This window comes from Deinococcus indicus, assembly GCF_002198095.1.
GTDB lineage: Bacteria > Deinococcota > Deinococci > Deinococcales > Deinococcaceae > Deinococcus > Deinococcus caeni.
Map to the genome: position 1 here is coordinate 26,322 of NZ_NHMK01000037.1, position 17,884 is coordinate 44,205.

Consider the following 17,884-nt stretch of genomic DNA (forward strand, 5'->3'; position numbering starts at 1 on the left):
GCAAGATGCCCGCATGACGGACCTCCAGCGCGTCACGCCCCTGCCCGCCGCGTCCGGTCCCGCCGGGCGCACCCTGCGGATCCTGATCGTCGAGGACAGCGAGGAGGACGCCTGGACGTACCAGCACCTGCTGCGGCGCGCGGCCGTTCAGGTGCAGTGCGAGGTCGTGGTGACCGGCGCCGCCGCCGTCGAAGCGCTGCGGTGTGAGCTGCCCGACTGCGTGCTGCTGGACTTCAACCTGCCCGACATGACCGGCCTGGAGGTCCTGGCGGAAGCCCGGCCCGCCTGCGCGGTCGTCATGCTGACCGGCGTCGGGGACGAGCAGATCGCCGTTCAGGCCATGAACGCGGGCGCGCAGGACTACGTCGTGAAATCATCCCTGAGCGCTCCCGGCCTGCTGCGCGACCTGGAACGCGCCGTCGAGAAGTACCGCCTGCAACGCGAACTGACCGTCTCGCGCGAGCGGATGCAGGCGGCGCTCGGCAGCGTCGACGACGGCCTGCTCAGCCTGGACCGCGACCTGAACCTGCTGTACCTCAACCCGGCCGCGCGGTGCCTGCTGCAACTCCCGGACGCCCCCCACGCGGACCTGGGCGCGCAGACCCCCTGGATGTTCAGCGGGGCGTTCCTGGACGTCATGCGTGCGGCCCTGCACGGCGGTGAGCGCCGCAGCACGGAACTTCGTGCGCCGCAGGGACCGTGGCTGGACGTGCGCCTGTACCCCGGTCCGGGCGGCCTGACCGTCACCCTGCGCGACGTGACCCAGCGCCGCCAGGAAGAAGAGCGGCTGCGGCTGCTCGAATCGGTCGCCGTGAACGCCCGCGAAGCCGTGGTGATCTCCGAGGCCGAACCGGTCACCGGAGAAGGACCGCGCGTCGTATACGTCAACGAGGCCTTTACCCGCATGACCGGCTACGCTCCCGAGGACATCATCGGACGCACCCCGCGTATCCTGCAGGGCCCCGCCTCCGACAGGGCGGTGCTGGACCGCATCCGCGCGAACCTGCTCTCCTGGACACCGGTGGATGAGATCATTCAGAACTACTCCAAGGACGGCACGCCCATCTGGGTGCATCTGAGCATCGTGCCCGTCCCGGACGCCCGCGGCTGGTTCACCCACTGGGTCAGCGTGCAGCGCGACGTGACGGAAGACGTGCAACGCGAACGCCGCGACCGCACCCGGCGCGAACTGCTCGAGATGGCTGCCGCCGGCCGGCCCGTCGAGGACCTGCTCGACGGCCTGTGCCGCCTGATCCGCCTGGACCTCGGCAACCTGATCGTCACGGCCTGGCTGCGTGACGGTCACCTGCTCACCCTGCGGGCCAGCGTGAACTCCGACGTGGACGCCATCCGGAGCTCCGAGCAGCAGGGCATCGCCCAGGTGGACCTCCGCAGCGATGAGGGCGTGTCCGCCACGGTCATCCGCACCCGGCAACCCGTGATCGTGGATGACATCCGCAGCGGACACGTCACCCTGCACCGCGGCGCGCGCGAGGCGCTCCTGGCCAGCGGACTGCACGCCATGTGGACCCTGCCGGTCCTGTCCAGCCGCGCGGACGAACCGCCCCTGGGCGTGTTCACGGTCTTCAGCCACGAGCCCCGCATGCCCGCCCCGCCGGAACTCGCGGCCCTTCAGGACCTCACCGGACTGGCGTCGCTGCTCATCGAACGGGCGCTGGCGCAGACGCGGATGCAGCGGCTCGCGATGTACGACAGCCTGACCGGCCTTCCGAACCGGGCGCTGTACCTCGAGTACCTGACGCAGGCCCTGAACCGCAGCGGCCACACCGGCGAGCGGCTCGCGGTGGGCCTGCTGGACCTCAACCGCTTCAAGGTCATCAACGACACCCTGGGTCACAGCGCCGGCGACGAACTGCTCGCCCAGGTGGCGCAGCGCCTGCGCAGCTCCTTCCGTCCGTCCGATGTGATCGCCCGTATGGGCGGTGACGAGTTCACGCTGATCCTACCGTTCAGCAGTGAAAAGGGCGTCTTCCGCAGCGGCATCGAGCAACTCCTGAACACCTGCTTCCAGACGCCCTTTCAGGTCAAGGAGCAGGAACTGTTCGTCACGGCCAGCCTGGGCGTGGCGTTCGCGCCCGAGCACGGCACCGACGCCGAGACGCTGCTCAGCGCCGCCGATCTCGCCATGTACCGGGCCAAACGCACCGGCGGGGGCGTGGCCGAGTTCGACCCTGCCGCCGCTGCCCTGCAACCCGGCCGGGTCAGTCTGGAGACGGACCTGTACCACGCGCTGGAACGCAACGAACTCGAACTGCACTACCAGCCGCTGTTCCGGGCCGGCACCCGGGAGCTACTGGGCGCCGAGGCGCTGTGCCGCTGGCGGCACCCCCGGCTGGGGATGATCCCGCCCGCCGAGTTCATTCCACTCGCCGAGAACTCCGGCCTGATCCTGCCGATCGGCGCCTGGGTGCTGAACGAGGCGTGCCGTCAGCTGGCGCAGTGGCACGTTCAACACCCGCAGTTGCAGGTGGGCGTGAACCTCAGCCCACGGCAGTTCTGGAATCCGCACCTCGTGCAGTCGGTCCGGGAAGCCCTGGAACGGCACGCCCTGCCGGGATCCTGCGTGGTCCTGGAGATCACGGAGAGCGTCCTGATGAACGTCCCGGACGCTGAAGTGACCCTGCGCCGCCTGCGGGACCTGGGCGTGCGGCTCTCACTGGACGACTTCGGCACCGGCTACAGCAGCCTCAGCTACCTCAACCGCTTTCCGCTGACCGCCCTGAAGATCGACCGGTCCTTTCTGAACGGCGTGACCGGCGACCTGAGCGGCACGCCCGAGAAGGTCATCCAGGCCGTCATGCTCCTCGCCCACGCGCTGGACCTGCAGGTCACCACCGAAGGCATCGAGACGTCCGAACAGGCCGCGTTCATCGAGGAGGTCGGCGGCGACATCCTCCAGGGATACCTGCTGGGCCGTCCCGTTCCGGCGGAGCAATTCTGGTTGCCGGACTGATACGAACTCCGATTGAATGGGGTGCAAAGTCCGTTCAATCCGAGCGGAGCGAGTGGGAGCAGAGCGGGCTCCGGACGTGGAGCCAGCAATCCAGTGAAGTTCCGGATTGTTGGCGAAACACACGCAGTCCGTATGATATGGACCCGGACGGAATGGTGGACCAAGAGTTTCCACGCGGCACGAGATGGGCGCCAGGACGCTGCCTACCACGCCCATGCGCGGGTTTTTATAGGTCAGCACGGTGTTCTGTGAGCTTCTGTTCCATGCACTCCGCACCACACGACATTCGGCGCTTCTCGCTTTCTGGTTCTTCGATCGCCAGACGCTCGGTTTCGGGCTGTTCAGGCAGGGAGGAGCAGGTCACGGCCAAAAATTCCCTCTAGGACGCAACGAGGAAAATGACGTGCTGACCGATGTTTCTCTCTCTGTGCCCTCATGACGTCGTGTGGTGAACGACTCCAAGAGACGCGGAAACTCTTGCAGAACCCATTCCATCCGAGCTGGTAGAGGCAACGCGGGTTTCAGGTCTCGAGTCGGTAGCCCCGTGCGCTACTGGTGTGTCGGGGAAACAGACGGAACCATCAGGTGTACTTGAGGGCTTCCATGAGTTCCTCGACGATTTCCACGCTGTCGCCGCGGGTGCTGGCGGTCGCGACGTGCGCTTCGAGGTGGCCGCGCAGCACGACCTCGCCCGCGCCGGACAGCGCGCCCTGCACGGCCTTGATCTGCCGCAGCACGTCCACGCAGTAGGCGTCCGGGTCGTCGAGCATGCGCACAATCGCGTCGAGGTGGCCGCGCGCGATGCTCAGGCGGCGGGCGGCGCGTTTGCGGGCGTCTTCCGGCATGCACAGGTGATCGGGGGCGGCGTGGCACGCTCCTTCCTGCGCGGGGACCGGCGCGTCGGGGGCGGCGGCCTTGCGGCGGGCGGCGCGGGCGGTCATGTCAGGCGCCGTGGGCAGGGCTGGCGGCGTAGCCTTCCTCAGTGACGGCGGCGATCAGGGCGGGCAGGTCGGCGGTGCCGGTGACGGTGGCGAGGCCGCGCGCGAGGTCCACCTCGGCGTGCTGCACGCCGGGCACCTGAGCCAGCGCCTGCTGCACGGCTTTCTGGCAGTGGCCGCAGGTCATGCCGGTGACGGTCAGTTCAGTCTTCATACCCTGATGTTATCCCCCCCCTGGGGGACTGTCAATTTGTTCTGCCTGCATCCGGCGGAGGCCGGACTGCTCTGGTACGGATGGCCCCGGTGTGGGCGCTCCGGCTGGCCGGCCAGCGCGAGAAGACAGGCGAAGGGTGAAAAATCTGGCCCTTCCGAAGTGATTCATCCTCGACCACCCAGACGTGAAAAACTCGACACGAAGCAGTCGGCGCGAATGGGGGGAGAGTGATCGGTGATCTGCGCCAGGAGTCGGGTGTTCCACCTGGAGCAGCTTGCAGGTAGAGGCCGCCCGGACTATGCTGGGTTTATACCCCCCTGGGGAGGGTCTGGATATTGTTCCTGATCGGCCCCGCCCGCGTCCCTGAGGAGCCTTCCATGAGTCAGTCCGTCCCAGCCGCCTCCACCCCCGGCGCCACCCAGGTCGCCGAATTCACTGTGCAGGGCATGACCTGCGCCGCCTGTACCGCCCGCGTCGAACGGGGCCTGAACGCCACGCCCGGCGTCACCGGCGCCAGCGTGAACCTCGCCACCGAACGCGCTCACGTCACCTTCGACCCGGCCCTGACCAGCCTGCGGGACCTCAGCGCCCGCGTCCGCGAGCTGGGCTACGAGCCCCTGAGCGCCCGCGCGGACCTCAGCGTGCAGGGTATGACCTGCGCCGCCTGCACCGCCCGCGTGGAACGCGCCCTGAACCGCCTGCCCGGCGTGCTGGATGCCAGCGTGAACCTCGCCACCGAACGCGCCAGCGTCACGTACCTGCCCGGCGCCGCCACGCCCGCCGACCTGAGTGCCGCCGTGGAGCGGGCCGGGTACGCCGTCCTGACCGTCCCGGCCCCCGGCGCGACCGGCGCGGGCGACCGCGCGGCCCTCGAACAGGCCGCCCGCGACGACCACGAACGCCGCCTGGAACGCGATCTGCGGGTCAGCGCCGCCTTCGCCGTCCCGCTGATGCTGATCGCCATGGTCCCCATGTTCTGGATGCCGCTGCACATGGCCCTGACCGGCCTGACCGGCGAACGCGGCCTGAACGTCCTGATGCTGCTGCTCGCCACGCCCGTCCAGTTCGGCCCTGGCCGCCGCTTCCTGCGGCTGGGCTGGGCGGCGCTGCGCCACCGCAGCCCCGACATGAACACCCTGGTCATGATCGGCACGGGCGCCGCGTACCTGTACTCGCTGCTCGTCACGCTCGCGCCGGGCCTGTTTCCCGCCGGAACCGCGCACGTGTACTTCGAGGCGAGCGCCGTCGTCATCACCCTGATCCTGCTCGGCAAGGTCCTCGAGGCGCGCGCCAGGGGCCGCAGCAGCGCCGCCATGACCGCCCTGCTGCGCCTGCAACCCACCACCGCCCGCGTCATCCGGGACGGGCAGGACACCGACATCCCCACCGCCGACGTGCAGCCCGGCGACCTGATCCTCGTGCGGCCCGGCGAGCGCGTCCCAGTGGACGGTGAGGTGCAGAGCGGCGACTCCTGGGTGGACGAGAGCATGCTGACCGGCGAGAGCGTCCCCGTGCGCAAGGGGGCGGGCGCGGCCGTGACCGGCGGCACCGTGAACGGCGCGGGCGCCCTGACCTTCCGCGCCACGCACGTCGGCGCCGACACCGCCCTGGCCCGCATCACCCGGCTGGTCGAGGACGCCCAGGCCAGCCGGCCGCCCATCCAGGGCCTCGCGGACCGCGTGGTCGCCGTGTTCGTCCCGGCCGTGCTGGTCGTCGCGGCCCTGACCTTCCTGAGCTGGCTGATCCTGGGCGGCCCGCAGGGCCTGAGCCACGCGCTCGTGAACACGGTCGCCGTGCTGATCATCGCCTGCCCCTGCGCCATGGGGCTGGCCACGCCCACCAGCGTCATGGTCGGTACCGGCCGCGCCGCCGGGCTGGGCATCCTGTTCCGCAGCGGCGCGGCCCTCGAGGCGCTGCACCGCGCCGACGTGATCGCCCTCGACAAGACCGGCACCCTGACCCTGGGCCGCCCGGAACTGACCGACCTGATCCTGACCGGCCCGCAGGACCGCGCCGCCGCGCTGACCCTGATCGCCGCCGCCGAACGCGGCAGCGAACACCCGGTCGCGCAGGCCATCGTGAACGCCGCCCGCGCCGACGGCCTGACCCTGCCGGACGCACAGGACTTCCGCGCCCTGCCCGGCGAGGGCATTGAGGCGACCGTGAACGGACGGCGCGTGCAGGTCGGCAGCGACCGCCTGATGACCCGCCTGGGCCTGGACGTCACGGACCTCCAGGCCCGCACCGACGCCCTGGCCGACCTGGGCCGCACGCCGCTGTACGCCGCCGTGGACGGCCAGCCCGTCGCGGCGCTCGCCGTGGCCGACCCCATCCGGCCCGGCAGCCTGGAGGCGGTGCAGTTCATGCAGGCCAGCGGCCGGCAGGTCGTGATGATCACCGGCGACCACGCCCGCACCGCGCACGCCGTCGCCCGGCAACTGGGCGTCACCGACGTCCGCGCCGAGGTTCACCCCGCCCAGAAGAGCGCCGCCGTGAAGGAACTCCAGGCGGACGGGCGGCGCGTCGCGTTCGTCGGGGACGGCATCAACGACGCGCCCGCGCTGGCGCAGGCGGACGTGGGCGTCGCCATCGGCACCGGCACCGACGTCGCCGCCGAGACGGCCGGCGTGATCCTGATGTCCGGCGACCTGCGCGGCGTCCCGAACGCCGTCGCCCTGAGCCGCGCCACCCTGAACAATATCCGCGGGAACCTGTTCTGGGCCTTCGCGTACAACGTCCTGCTCATCCCGGTCGCCGCCGGCGTGCTCGAACCGGCCCTGGGCCTGCGCCTCAACCCGGTCCTGGCGGCGGCCGCCATGGGCCTGTCCAGCGTGTTCGTCCTCAGCAACGCCCTGCGCCTGCGCCGCTTCACGCCGCCGCTGCGGGGCACCTGAACCGAGTGATAGCCTGACCTCATGGAATGGCGCGTCGCCTGCTGCGGGCAGATGCGCCGTTCCGGGTCCCGGCGGCCTACCCCCCGAGTTCCCGCCCGGCCCCGGAGGTGCCCATGAACTGGACCCCGGCCCTGCGCGTCCTGCTGCTGCTCCTGCTGGCCCTGAGCGGCCGCGCGGCAGCGTTCACACCCGCCCAGTACCAGATCTACTGCGGGTTTCCCTTCTACGACGTCACGCAGTGGCAACTCACGCCGAACTGGGTTTCACGCTGGAACGCCCTGGGCGCACGGACCGGCGTCCCTGACCTGGGCACTCAACTCAGCGGCGGCCTGCAGAAGGCCGGGACGGTCCGGCAGGCCGTGTCGAACACGGTCGCCAGCATCCTGATCGGGAACGAGGCCACCCAGCAGTACTACGACACCTGGTACAGCGCGCCCGTCCTTCGGCAGTTGACGGCGCTGGGCATTGCTGACCCGGATTTCGGTCTGTCCACCGCTGCCGGCGTCGCGCAGCAGAGCGTTCCGAACGACTGTCTGAGCGCTGAGCGTCGCCGCATGCTGGAGGGCTTCGCTGCGCAGGCGATGGCCGCGTACCAGAAATTGGGTTTCACCTCACCCGGTGGGAAGAACCTCGGGCCGGTCGTGCAGGGCGGCAGTCAGCGGGCCGTGCGTCTGTACGTCCTGCCGCCGGAACTGTACGAGGGTGCCGCCAACACCAGCGGACGCTGCCAGCAGGGCGGGAAGATCCAGCGGCAGAACCTGTCGTTCGTGAAGATCAACGCGAACGAACTGCGCGGCACGGACGCCAAGGCGTTCTACATCATCGCGCACGAACTGTTCCACGTCGTTCAGGCCGCGCAGGGACTGGAAACCAGGCCCGGCCTGGACCGCTGCGACCTGATGCACCACTGGATGCATGAAGGAATGGCGGACGCCCTGGCCCTGCACGTCACCCGCACGCGTTTCCCGAACTACCGTCCCAGCCTCACCGACGACATCGGCCTGAACTTCTACGGCCTGCGCTCCATGAGTCTCAGCCTGCCGCAGCCGCACACGCCGACCGCCTCTGACCTGCGCAACTACCGGGCCAGCAGCTTCTGGCGGCACCTCGCCGAGCGCTACCACGGTGGGCAGTACGCCTTCTACGCGCAGTACCTGGACCTGCCGGAAACGAACGCCGGACGTGACGACTGGCTCAATCACGCCGACATCCTCGTCAGCCGCGACGCCGCCGTCACCATCGCCCCCGAACAGCGGCAGGCGTCACGCAACGGGCTGTACCTGACCCTGCCGGACTTCTACACCGAGTACGCCACCTGGGGCACCGAGAAGTTCAGCGCGGTCGGCGACGCCGCCTGGATGAAAGAGGCATTCGCGCCGTGCCAGACCGTCACGCTGGACGCCAGGACCAACCGCAGCCAGACCCTGACCTTCGCCGATATGCAACCCTTCTCGGCCCGCTGCGTGCGCGTGAAGTTCACGGGCTTGCAGGTCGGTCAGCGCTTCAGTGTCGTGCCCATGACCGGCCCGCTCGGCAACGGCCTGGCTGACGAACTGCACCTGGGCCGCGCCCGCAGCAGCGGCCTGAAAGCCTTCAACTGCTATCAGGACTTCAGCGTGAAACGCCTGGGCCAGACGCTGCATCCAGGCTGCCTGTTCAAGCCCTTTACCGGCGCGGACAGCGGCGTGCGCGTCTGGCAGGCCGAGGCGGACGAACCCGCCCCCGGCCGCTCCCCGGAGTACCTGTGGGTGCTGTCGTGGGTGCCGGCGGACGCCAGCGACCGTCAGCTGACCCGCCGCGCCAGCCCCACCCTGGTGCTCGGGTTGGACGTCACCACCCTGAACTCGGCCCTGCCGCCCAGCCCACCGGCACCCAGCACGACAGGCGCCCCGGTCCGCAAACGCACGGTGGGCACCGTGAACCTCGACCCGCCGGACAGCGCGCAGGAAGTCCTGCCGCTCCGGGGCGCCGAGCAGACCGGACTGACCGGTGACCTGAACCTGAGCAAACTCGCGTTCGGCGTGCAGGACCTCGGCGTCAGCGCCCTGAACCGCGCCGCGCAGGACGCCACGGACGGCGACCTGTACGCCCTGGGCGTCAGTCTCGCGGACGTGTCGTTCGGCCCGGTCAGTTTCGGCGATCTGAGCGCCGTGCAGGAGAACTTCGAGAGCGACGGCGACTTCCTGGGGATCAGCCCGGAACGCGCCATCAATTTCGGGCAGACCGGCACCTTCCGCGCGTGGGTGCTGGGCGGCAACAACCAGCGTTCCGAGTCCCCCATGACCCGCCTGTACATCACGCCGCCCGGCCCGGACGGGCTGCCCGGCCCCGGCCTGACCCTGAACGTCACGCAGTTCGACCGGGCCGCGCTGGTCGTGGAGTTCAGCGGCGCGGTATGCAGCGTGCCCTGGCCGCCGCCCCCCACCCGCCCGCTGGCCGAGCATCTGGCCGCCGCGTGCGCCCGGACGTACCCGGTCAGCGGCACCATCGTGAAACCGCACGCGTTCGTGTACAGCCGCGCCCAGGCACTGACGGTCGGTGACACGCCCGGCACCCGCCTGTACCGACAGGACATGCAGGCGTTCCTGGGCGCGGCGCTGCCCGGACTGAACGGTCTGCCCGGCGGCCCTACCGGCGCGGGCAGCGGCGCGGCCGGCCCGCCTCCCGCCGCTGCAGGTGCGGGCAGCGGGCCGGGCAGCCGGCTCCCCGGTACGGGCGGATGCGCCCTGAGCGACCGGCAACTGCTGGAGTTCCTGGCGTACTCCGACGATCCCGGCGAAGGCCCGCCTCCCTTCGACCTGAGCGTGCTCGGCACCCTGAGCAGCCCGGCATGCGTGCAGCGCCTCATGGAACTCCAGCCGCAGGAGCCCTGACGGCAGTCGGCCGGACTGCGTGACCCGGTTCGGCCAGCCGGTACCCCGACGTGTGGATGGGAATCCCAGCGTCATCTGAAGCTTTCTCACATTGGCGGCTGGGCTGCACGGACTAGAACGGGGGTATGCAAAGCGTCAATCCGGCCACCGGCGAGACTTTCGCCACCTACGAGGACCACACCACCGAGCAGGTGCAGGCGGCGGTCGCGGCCGCCCACGCCGCCTACGGAACGTACCGCCGGACCAGCTTCGAGCAGCGCGGCGCGTGGATGAACGCCGCCGCCGACATCCTGGAACGCCGCGTGGACGAACTGGCCCTGCTCGCCACGCGCGAGATGGGCAAGACCCTGGAGGCGGCCCGGCAGGAGGTCCTGAAGTGCGCCTCGGCCTGCCGGTACTACGCCGAGCACGCCGGAACGTTCCTGGCGCCCGAACCCGTCCAGACCGGCGCGGACGAGGCGTTCGTGACGTACCAGCCCCTCGGCGTGGTGCTGGCCGTCATGCCCTGGAACTTCCCGTACTGGCAGGCGTTCCGGTTCATCGCACCGACCCTGATGGCCGGAAACACCGGGCTGCTCAAGCACGCCAGCAACGTGCCGGGCTGCGCCCTGGCGATCGAGGACGTGCTGCGCGAGGCGGGCTTCCCGGCGGGCGTGTTCACGACCCTGCTGATCGGCAGCCGCGACGTGGAAGCCGTCCTGAAGGACCCGCGCGTGACCGCCGTGAGCCTGACCGGCTCCGAGGGCGCCGGGCGGGCCGTGTCCGCCACCGCCGGCGGGGAACTCAAGCCCGCCGTGATGGAACTGGGCGGGTCGGACCCGTTCATCGTGATGCCGAGCGCCGACCTCGACCTCGCCGCGAAAACCGCCGTGACCGCCCGCACCATCAACAACGGTCAGAGCTGCATCGCCGCCAAGCGGTTCATCGTGCACTCGGACGTGTACGACGCCTTCACGGACGCGTTCGTGGCGGGCCTGAGCGCCCTGAAGGTCGGTGACCCGGAACTGGACGGCACGGACGTGGGGCCGCTCGCCACACCGCAGATCCGCGACGACATTCACGCGCAGGTGCAGGACGCCGTGCGCAGGGGCGCGCGCGTCCGCACGGGCGGGCAGGTCCCGGACGGCGCCGGGAACTACTACCCGGTCACGGCCCTCGACCGGCTGACCCCCGACATGGACGTGTGGACGCAGGAGACCTTCGGGCCGGTCGCGCTGATCTTCCGGGTGGAGAACCTCGACGAGGCGATCGAACTGGCAAACAGCACGTCCTTCGGGCTGGGCAGCAGCGCCTGGACGAACGACCCGGCCGAACGCAGGCGGTTCATCGAGGACCTGGAAGCCGGGTCGGTGTTCATCAACTCCATGGTCGCGAGCGACCCGCGCCTGCCGTTCGGCGGCGTGAAGAACAGCGGGTTCGGGCGCGAACTCGGCCGGCACGGCATCCTGCAGTTCGTGAACGTGAAGTCGGTGTCCATCGGCGCGCCCGAGGGCGCCCATCACAGCCGCACCGAGTGACACGGACTGCCGTCTGTTTCGCTGGCAATCCGAAACGTCACCGCTCCTGCCGTCTCCACGTCCGGATGGGCGTTTCCCTCCTTCTCTGCGGGACAGCTCTCCGAGTCGCATCCGCTCGAACCCAGCGGGCTTTGCAGCTCCTTCAATCGGAGTCCGCCGTATGACACTGTGCCCGTGGCAGGGGAGGCCTGCGGCGCCTGTTTCATGAACGTCACGTCAATAAGCGGGCGGGTTGAAATGAACGTACCATGAAGGCGTGTTCGGCGGCCAGATTCCCTCAACAGCAAGGCCGGAACGCGACCAGTTCCTGCGGCAGCTGTACGTCGGCATGGCGCTGCTGGCCGCGCTGGTGCAGGCCGGCGTCGCGCAGTACGCCCAGACGGCCGGGCTGCCCGGCCTGAGCGTACAGGCCCGCCTGGGCACCGCCTTCAACGTGCTGCTGGTCGTGCTGGCGCTGTGGCCGCGCGTGTCCACCCATCACTTCCAGCTGATCCTGATCGGGTCCGGTCAGCTGTGGCTGCTGGGGTCCGTGTGGCTGTACCTGCGCGGCGAGACGCTGTCCGCGACCCTGCTGGTGGGGTTCCTGACCGTCACCCTGTTCTCGTTCGCGTGGCTGCGCGCCCGCCCGGCCGCCACGCTGACCCTGCTGGGTTACCTGCTGCTGTGGGGACCGGTGAGCGGCGAGCGGCCGGTGGACGTTCCGGGCCTGCTGATGACCGGTTTCGCCGCCGTGCTGATCTGGTTTCTCAGCGCGCACGGGCAGACGCTGTACCGCGCCCATCTGCGCAGCGACGCCCTGGCCGCCCTGGCGTTCACGGACCCGCTGACGGGCCTGCTCAACCGCCGGTCGGGCCGCGAGAAGCTCGACGTCCTGTTCGGCGCGGCGGACACCCGCCCTGAGCAGCTGGCGCTGGCGCTGGTGGACATCGACCACTTCAAACGCGTGAACGACAGCCTGGGCCACCACCGGGGCGACGAGGTGCTGATCGCCCTCGCGGAGTTGCTGCAGTCGCACCTCGCGCCGCAGGACGCCGCCGTGCGCTGGGGCGGCGAGGAATTCCTGCTGATCCTGACCGGACGTGACCCGCGGGAAGCCCGCGCGGCCGTGCGCCGGATCGTGGAGGCGGTCCGGGAGTACCGGGTGCTGGGCCTGCCGTCCGTGACCGTCAGCGCCGGACTGGCCCTGGCGTCCGAGGGGCGCAGCGTGCCGGAACTGCTGGCCCTGGCCGACGAACGCCTGTACGCCGCCAAGGACGCGGGCCGTGACCGCCTGATGGACCGCTCCCGCACCGCCAGCTGACCGCCCGGCCGTCTTCATGAATGCGGTCTTGACGCCCTGCCCGTGAGGATCTTCACGCCGGCCGTGTTCTGTTGAAAGAGCCGGGTAAGGCGCAGGCGGTCAGCATGAAGCTTATGAGGAGTCAGGGTGAATCCGTTCAGGGCGCGTTGAGCCTGCTGGCCGTGCTGGCCAGCAGCGCCCTGAACTACGCGTTCACCCTGCTGCTCGGGCGGTGGCTGGACCTGCCGGGCTACGCGGCCTTCGCGGCGTTCACGTCCCTGTTCATGCTGACGGCCGCGCTGCCCGTCGCGTTCCAGCAGGCCACCGCGCGCCGCCCGCACGGCGCGAACACCCACCGCGCCCTGCGCGCCGGCCTGATCGGCGGGGCGGCGCTGCTGCTGCTGGCCCCGCTGATCGGGCCGCGCACCGGCATTCCGGCCGCTTGGGTGGCGGGTTTTGCGCTGACCGTCCCGGCGCTGGCCCTGCTGGGCGCGTGGCGCGGCGCGGCCCAGCGTGACGGCCGGGCCGCCGCGTTCGGCTGGAGCCTGCTGGTCGAGCACGGCGCGAAGGTCGCGCTGACCCTGCCGCTGCTCGCCGCGCTGCCCGGCCCGGCCGCGCCCGTGATCGCCACGCTGGCCGGCGTGCTGCTGGCCCTGCCGGTCGTGCGCCCCGCCCGCGCCGCGCCGCTCCCGGCCGGGCCTGACCTCCCGCCGTCCGGCGGCCCGGCCGCGCTGACGGCCGCGCTGGGGGTCGTCGCGGCCGCCCAGAGCGCCCTGCTGTACGGGGACGTGCTGCTGGCCGGCGCGCTCCTGACCCCCGACCCGGCCGGTGCGTACGCGGGGGCCGCCACGCTGGCCCGCGTGGTGTTCTTCGCCGGGTGGGCCGTGCAGGTCGCGGCGTTCCCGGTCGTGGCGCGCCGCGTGGCGGCCGGGGAACGCACGGGACCGCTGCTGGGCGCGGCGCTGGCGGCCACGCTGGTCGTCGCGGGCCTCCCGGCGGCGCTGCTGGTCCTGGCTCCCGCCTGGAGCGCGCAGCTGGCCTTCGGGTCCGGACTGACCGGAGTGGCCCCGCTGCTGCCGCTGACCGCGGCGGGCGCGCTGGTCCTCGCGCTCGCCGGGACCGCCCTGAACCACGTCCTGGCGTCCGGCGGGACCGGCGCGCTGTGGCGGGTGGGGGGCGCGTACCTCGCCGCCAACGCCGCGACCCTCGCCTGCGCGCTGCTCGTTCCCGCCGACCCTTCCCAGCTCGCCCTGGCCGCCCTGGCGGGCAAGGCCACCCTGATCGTCACGGCCGCCCTCGTTCTTCGCCCCACCACACGGAGGTTCCCTCATGTCCTACCCCGCCTTTGAACAGTGGCGCGCCCAGACCCTCGACCGGGTCACGCTGAGCATCGTCATTCCCGCCTACAACGAATCCGAACGGATCCTGCCGACCCTGGCGGCCTTCGCCGTGGCCGTCAGCGGCGCCGGGGAACCCTGGGAACTGATCGTCAGTGACGACGGCAGCCGCGACGGCACCGCCGACCTCGTCGAGAACCTCGGCTGGGCGAACCTGCGGGTCATCCGGCACGCGAACACCGGCAAGGGCGGCGCGGTCCGCCGGGGCGTGCGCGCCTCGCGCGGGGAACTCGTGCTGTTCGCGGACGCCGACAACAGCACGCCTATCGAGGAACTGCCGCGCCTGATCGCGGCCGTGCGGGCCGGCGCGCACATCGCCATCGGCTCGCGCGCCGCCGAGGGCGCCGAGGAGACCGGCAAGAGCCCGGTGCGCCGCGCGGTGTCCGGCGGCCTGCGCCGCGTCACGCGCGCCGTGACCGGCGTGACCGCCGAGGACACCCAGTGCGGGTTCAAACTGCTGCGCGGCGAGGTCGCCCGCGACCTGTTCAGCCGCGGCCGCCTGGACGGCTTCTCGTTCGACCTCGAACTGCTGTACCTGGCCGCGCGTGACGGCCTGCGCGTCACGGAAGTCCCGGTCCGCTGGGTGGACGCCCCGGACAGCAAGGTCGACCCGCTGCGCGACTCCGTGAAGTTCCTCAAGGACATGCTGGCCCTGCGCCGCCTGCACGCCCGCCCCGCCCGCACGCCCGGCGAGCCCATGCACCTGGCGCTGGTGACCGCGTACCCGCCGGGCCGCCGCAGCCTGAACGAGTACGGCCTGCACCTCGCGCGGGTGCTCGGCGAGAAGGCCGAGGTGCGCCGCGTGACCGTCCTCGCCGACCGCCTCGGCCCGGAACTGGCCGCGCAGGACGCCCCGAACGTCCGGCGCGTCTGGGACTTCAACGATCCGCTGACCGCGCTGCGCGTCCTGCTGGCGCTGCGCCGCGCCCGTCCGGACGCCGTGATCTTCAACCTGCAGATGGCCAGCTTCGGGGACCGCCGCGTGCCCGCCGCGCTCGGCCTGCTCACGCCGCTGCTCGCGCGCCTGACCGGCACGCCCAGCGTCACGCTGCTGCACAACCTGTTCGAGACGGTGGACCTCGACCGCGCCGGCTTCGGCGGCAACCCGGTCAAGACGGCCGTCACCCGCGCGTTCGGGCGGGTGTTCACCCGCGCGCTGCTCGGCTCGAACCTCGTGGCGACCACCATGCCCCGCTACGTGAAACTGCTGCGCGACAGTTACGGCGCCCGCAACGTGTTCCTCGCGCCGCACGGGACCTTCCAGGTGCCGCAGCCGCCCCGCCCGTTCCCGGACGTGCCCACGGTCATGACCTTCGGGAAGTTCGGCACGTACAAACGCGTGGAGGTCCTGATCGAGGCGCACCGCCGCCTGCTGCTGCGTGACGCCCGCACCCGCCTGATCATCGCCGGGAGCGACACGCCCAACGCGCCCGGGTACCTCGACGGCGTGCGCCGCGCCTGCGCGGACGTCCCGAACGTGACGTTCACCGGGTACGTCGCCGAGGAGGACGTCCCGAACGTGTTCAGCGACTGCACGGTCGTCGCGTTCCCGTACAGCGCCACGACCGGCAGCAGCGGCGTGCTGCACCAGGCCGGCGAGTTCGGCCGGGCGGCCGTCATGCCCCGCATCGGCGACCTCGCGGACCTGATCGAGGAGGAAGGCTACCGCGCCGAGTTCTTCACGCCCGAGGACCCGGACAGCCTCGCGGACGCCCTGTGGCGCGTGCTGGGCGACCCCCGGCAGGCCGCCGCGCTCGGCGAGGCGAACTGGCGCGTCGCCGCCGGACTTCCGCTCGCGGACGTGGCAGACTGGTACCTGCTTCACCTTGAGGAACTCACGGGCCGCGCGCCCATCCCCACCGCCCAGGAGGCCCAGGCATGAACCGTCCCCCCGTCGACCTGAACATCGAACAGCGAGGCACCGACGCGGCCCGCTCCATCCACCTCAGCGGCCGGCTCGACGCGCATCAGGTGCCGGCGTTCCTGGGCGCCGCGCAGCCGCTCGCGCCGCACACCACCCTGGACCTCGCGGGCGTGACCTTCATGGACTCCAGCGGCCTGGCGGCCCTCGTGAAACTGGTCCGCTCCGCGCGGGAACAGGCGGCCAGCGTGGAGATCGTGAACGTGCAGGACGCCGTGCGTCTCGCCATGGAAATCACGGGCCTGTACGCCGCGCTGCCCATCCGGACCGCCTGAGGCGCGGCGGTGAGCGTGCCCGCCCTCACGGCCGGCGGTCAGGACGACCCGCAGGCCGCGCTGTTCACGGAACTGCTCGAGCAGGTCGCGGACCTCAGCGACCAGCTGGTGTTCCTGCACCGCCTGATCCCGCAGGCGCTGGCGCTGGCCAGCGAGGCGCAGGCCGCCGAACTCGTTCAGGAGGCCGCCACGCTGATCAACACGCCGCGCGCCGCCCTGAAACTCGGCGGGCAGTGGATCGGCGGCGCGCCCGGCTGGCTGCGCGACCGGCCCGCGCCGCGCCGGCCGACGGTCCTGCCGACCGGCGCGATGCACACCGGCGCGCCCTTCGTGGACGCCTGGCGGCCCACCGCCGTCCTGCTGATCCCCTGCGTGGACGGCCACGTGGCCATGTGGGGCAAACGGCAGTTCCAGGCGGGGGAACGCAGCCTGATCGAGACGCTCGCCCGGCTGCTCGACGCGGCCCTCGAGGCGCAGCGCGCCCGCCGCGAGGCCCAGCGGCACGCGCTGCAGCAGCGTGACCGGCAGCAGGCGCAGGCGGTGTGGCGGGCCGTGGCGCCCGAGACGCTGGTCAGCCCCGCCGGGTACCAGCTGAACCTGCACAGCCAGCCCGCCAGTGACTTCGGCGGGGACTTCCAGTTCCAGGAACGCGACTGGGTGGTGGTGGGCGACGTGAGCGGCAAGGGCCTGCCGGCCGCGATCATCACGGCGATGTTCGCCACGTCCTTCACGGTCGCGGTCCGCAGCGCCGTCCTGAACGACGCCCTGATCGACGCGCTGCACGACCACCTGGAACGCTCCGGGGCGTTCTGCACCCTGGCGGCCGTGCAGGTCCGCCCGGACGGCGCGCTGCGCGTCGTGAACGTCGGGCACCCGCCGGTGCTGGTGCGCCGCGCCGACGGCAGCCTCGAGGAGATCCGCGCGACCGCCCCGCCCATCGGGACGTTCCCGCTCGTGAACATCGACTTCGAACGGGTGTGGCTGCATCCGGGCGACGCGCTGCTGATGTACAGCGACGGCCTGTTCGAGGCCGAGGACGACCGCGGCGCACCCTTCGGCCTGGACCGCCTGAACGCCCTGGCGTCCACCGCCGCGCCCGGTGACTTCAACGCCGAGGCCCTGCGCGCCCTGCAGACCTACACCGTCACGGACGACCTGACCCTGCTCACCTTGCACCGCGACCCGGCCGCGCCGGGCGTCCACCGCCGCCTGCCCGGCGACCTGGCCGCCCTGCCGCAGGTGGGCGAGGCGCTGCGCGAGGCGCTCGCGCCGGACCACCCGGTACTCCTGCCGGCCGAGCTGGCCGTCACGGAACTCGTCGTGAACGCCGTGCGCCACGGCGGCGCCACCCGCGTGGACCTGCGCCTGCACGCCAGCGGCAACGACCTGCTGCTGACCCTCACCGACGACGGCGCCCCCTTCGATCCCACCCGCGCCGAGGAACGCGAGGCGGGCGAACTGCGCGAACACGGGTACGGCCTGCTGATCGTGCGCCGCTGCGCGCGCGAGTGGCATTATGCGAGAAAGCGCGGCGGCAACCGCCAGACCCTGCGCCTGCGCGCCCCCGCTCCGGTCCCCCCGCCGCCCGGCCCCTGACCCCAC

The 17,884-nt window shown here is 71.5% G+C and carries 11 protein-coding genes; 9 read left to right on the plus strand and 2 right to left on the minus strand.

Translation table 11 applies throughout. From position 1 onward, the window contains the following. The first annotated feature begins 13 nt into the window (after window positions 1-13). On the plus strand, window positions 14-2,974 hold the full coding sequence (locus tag CBQ26_RS20395; protein ID WP_088250443.1) for an EAL domain-containing protein: 2,961 nt from the start codon (window positions 14-16) through the stop codon (window positions 2,972-2,974). 581 nt (window positions 2,975-3,555) lie between these two features. On the opposite strand, the gene CBQ26_RS20400 is transcribed toward CBQ26_RS20395, so the two are convergent. Continuing rightward, window positions 3,556-3,819, minus strand: coding sequence for a metal-sensitive transcriptional regulator (locus CBQ26_RS20400; RefSeq protein WP_088250463.1), 264 nt, complete (start codon window positions 3,817-3,819; stop codon window positions 3,556-3,558). Between the two features lie 97 nt (window positions 3,820-3,916). Next, window positions 3,917-4,126, minus strand: coding sequence for a CopZ family metallochaperone (locus CBQ26_RS20405; protein WP_088250444.1), 210 nt, complete (start codon window positions 4,124-4,126; stop codon window positions 3,917-3,919). Between the two features lie 377 nt (window positions 4,127-4,503). Between CBQ26_RS20405 and CBQ26_RS20410 the strand changes: the two genes are divergently transcribed. From CBQ26_RS20410 to CBQ26_RS20445, 8 genes are all read left to right on the plus strand, one after another. Continuing rightward, window positions 4,504-7,020, plus strand: a complete 2,517-nt coding sequence (locus CBQ26_RS20410) for a heavy metal translocating P-type ATPase (RefSeq protein WP_143342225.1) — start codon at window positions 4,504-4,506, stop codon at window positions 7,018-7,020. A gap of 113 nt (window positions 7,021-7,133) precedes the next feature. Beyond that, on the plus strand, window positions 7,134-9,893 hold the full coding sequence (locus tag CBQ26_RS20415) for a hypothetical protein (protein WP_143342226.1): 2,760 nt from the start codon (window positions 7,134-7,136) through the stop codon (window positions 9,891-9,893). 125 nt (window positions 9,894-10,018) lie between these two features. Then, window positions 10,019-11,410 carry an NAD-dependent succinate-semialdehyde dehydrogenase gene (locus CBQ26_RS20420; protein WP_088250446.1) on the plus strand — a complete coding sequence of 464 codons (1,392 nt, stop codon included), beginning with the start codon at window positions 10,019-10,021 and terminating at the stop codon, window positions 11,408-11,410. Window positions 11,411-11,666: 256 nt separating this feature from the next. Further along, on the plus strand, window positions 11,667-12,710 hold the full coding sequence (locus CBQ26_RS20425) for a GGDEF domain-containing protein (protein ID WP_088250447.1): 1,044 nt from the start codon (window positions 11,667-11,669) through the stop codon (window positions 12,708-12,710). 113 nt (window positions 12,711-12,823) lie between these two features. Further along, complete coding sequence (locus tag CBQ26_RS20430; protein WP_088250448.1) at window positions 12,824-14,038, plus strand: MATE family efflux transporter; 1,215 nt, start codon at window positions 12,824-12,826, stop codon at window positions 14,036-14,038. Further along, entirely contained in the window at window positions 14,019-15,968 is a 1,950-nt protein-coding gene (locus CBQ26_RS20435) for a glycosyltransferase (RefSeq protein ID WP_088250449.1), read from the plus strand. The genes CBQ26_RS20430 and CBQ26_RS20435 overlap by 20 nt, the downstream gene beginning before the upstream one ends. Then, window positions 15,965-16,282: an STAS domain-containing protein gene (locus tag CBQ26_RS20440; RefSeq protein WP_088250450.1), complete on the plus strand. Its 318-nt coding sequence runs from the start codon at window positions 15,965-15,967 to the stop codon at window positions 16,280-16,282. The genes CBQ26_RS20435 and CBQ26_RS20440 overlap by 4 nt, the downstream gene beginning before the upstream one ends. 9 nt (window positions 16,283-16,291) lie before the next feature. Further along, window positions 16,292-17,878: an ATP-binding SpoIIE family protein phosphatase gene (locus CBQ26_RS20445; RefSeq protein WP_088250451.1), complete on the plus strand. Its 1,587-nt coding sequence runs from the start codon at window positions 16,292-16,294 to the stop codon at window positions 17,876-17,878. Window positions 17,879-17,884: the final 6 nt, after the last annotated feature.

Excerpts from the sequence above, each read along its gene's own strand:
- CBQ26_RS20410 (WP_143342225.1), top strand. The coding sequence starts at position 4,504 with ATGAGTCAGTCCGTCCCAGCCGCCTCCACCCCCGGCGCCACCCAGGTC.
- CBQ26_RS20440 (WP_088250450.1), top strand. The coding sequence starts at position 15,965 with ATGAACCGTCCCCCCGTCGACCTGAACATCGAACAGCGAGGCACCGAC.
- CBQ26_RS20415 (WP_143342226.1), top strand. The coding sequence starts at position 7,134 with ATGAACTGGACCCCGGCCCTGCGCGTCCTGCTGCTGCTCCTGCTGGCC.
- CBQ26_RS20405 (WP_088250444.1), bottom strand. The coding sequence starts at position 4,126 with ATGAAGACTGAACTGACCGTCACCGGCATGACCTGCGGCCACTGCCAG.
- CBQ26_RS20430 (WP_088250448.1), top strand. The coding sequence starts at position 12,824 with ATGAGGAGTCAGGGTGAATCCGTTCAGGGCGCGTTGAGCCTGCTGGCC.
- CBQ26_RS20435 (WP_088250449.1), top strand. The coding sequence starts at position 14,019 with ATGTCCTACCCCGCCTTTGAACAGTGGCGCGCCCAGACCCTCGACCGG.
- CBQ26_RS20395 (WP_088250443.1), top strand. The coding sequence starts at position 14 with ATGACGGACCTCCAGCGCGTCACGCCCCTGCCCGCCGCGTCCGGTCCC.
- CBQ26_RS20420 (WP_088250446.1), top strand. The coding sequence starts at position 10,019 with ATGCAAAGCGTCAATCCGGCCACCGGCGAGACTTTCGCCACCTACGAG.
- CBQ26_RS20400 (WP_088250463.1), bottom strand. The coding sequence starts at position 3,819 with ATGCCGGAAGACGCCCGCAAACGCGCCGCCCGCCGCCTGAGCATCGCG.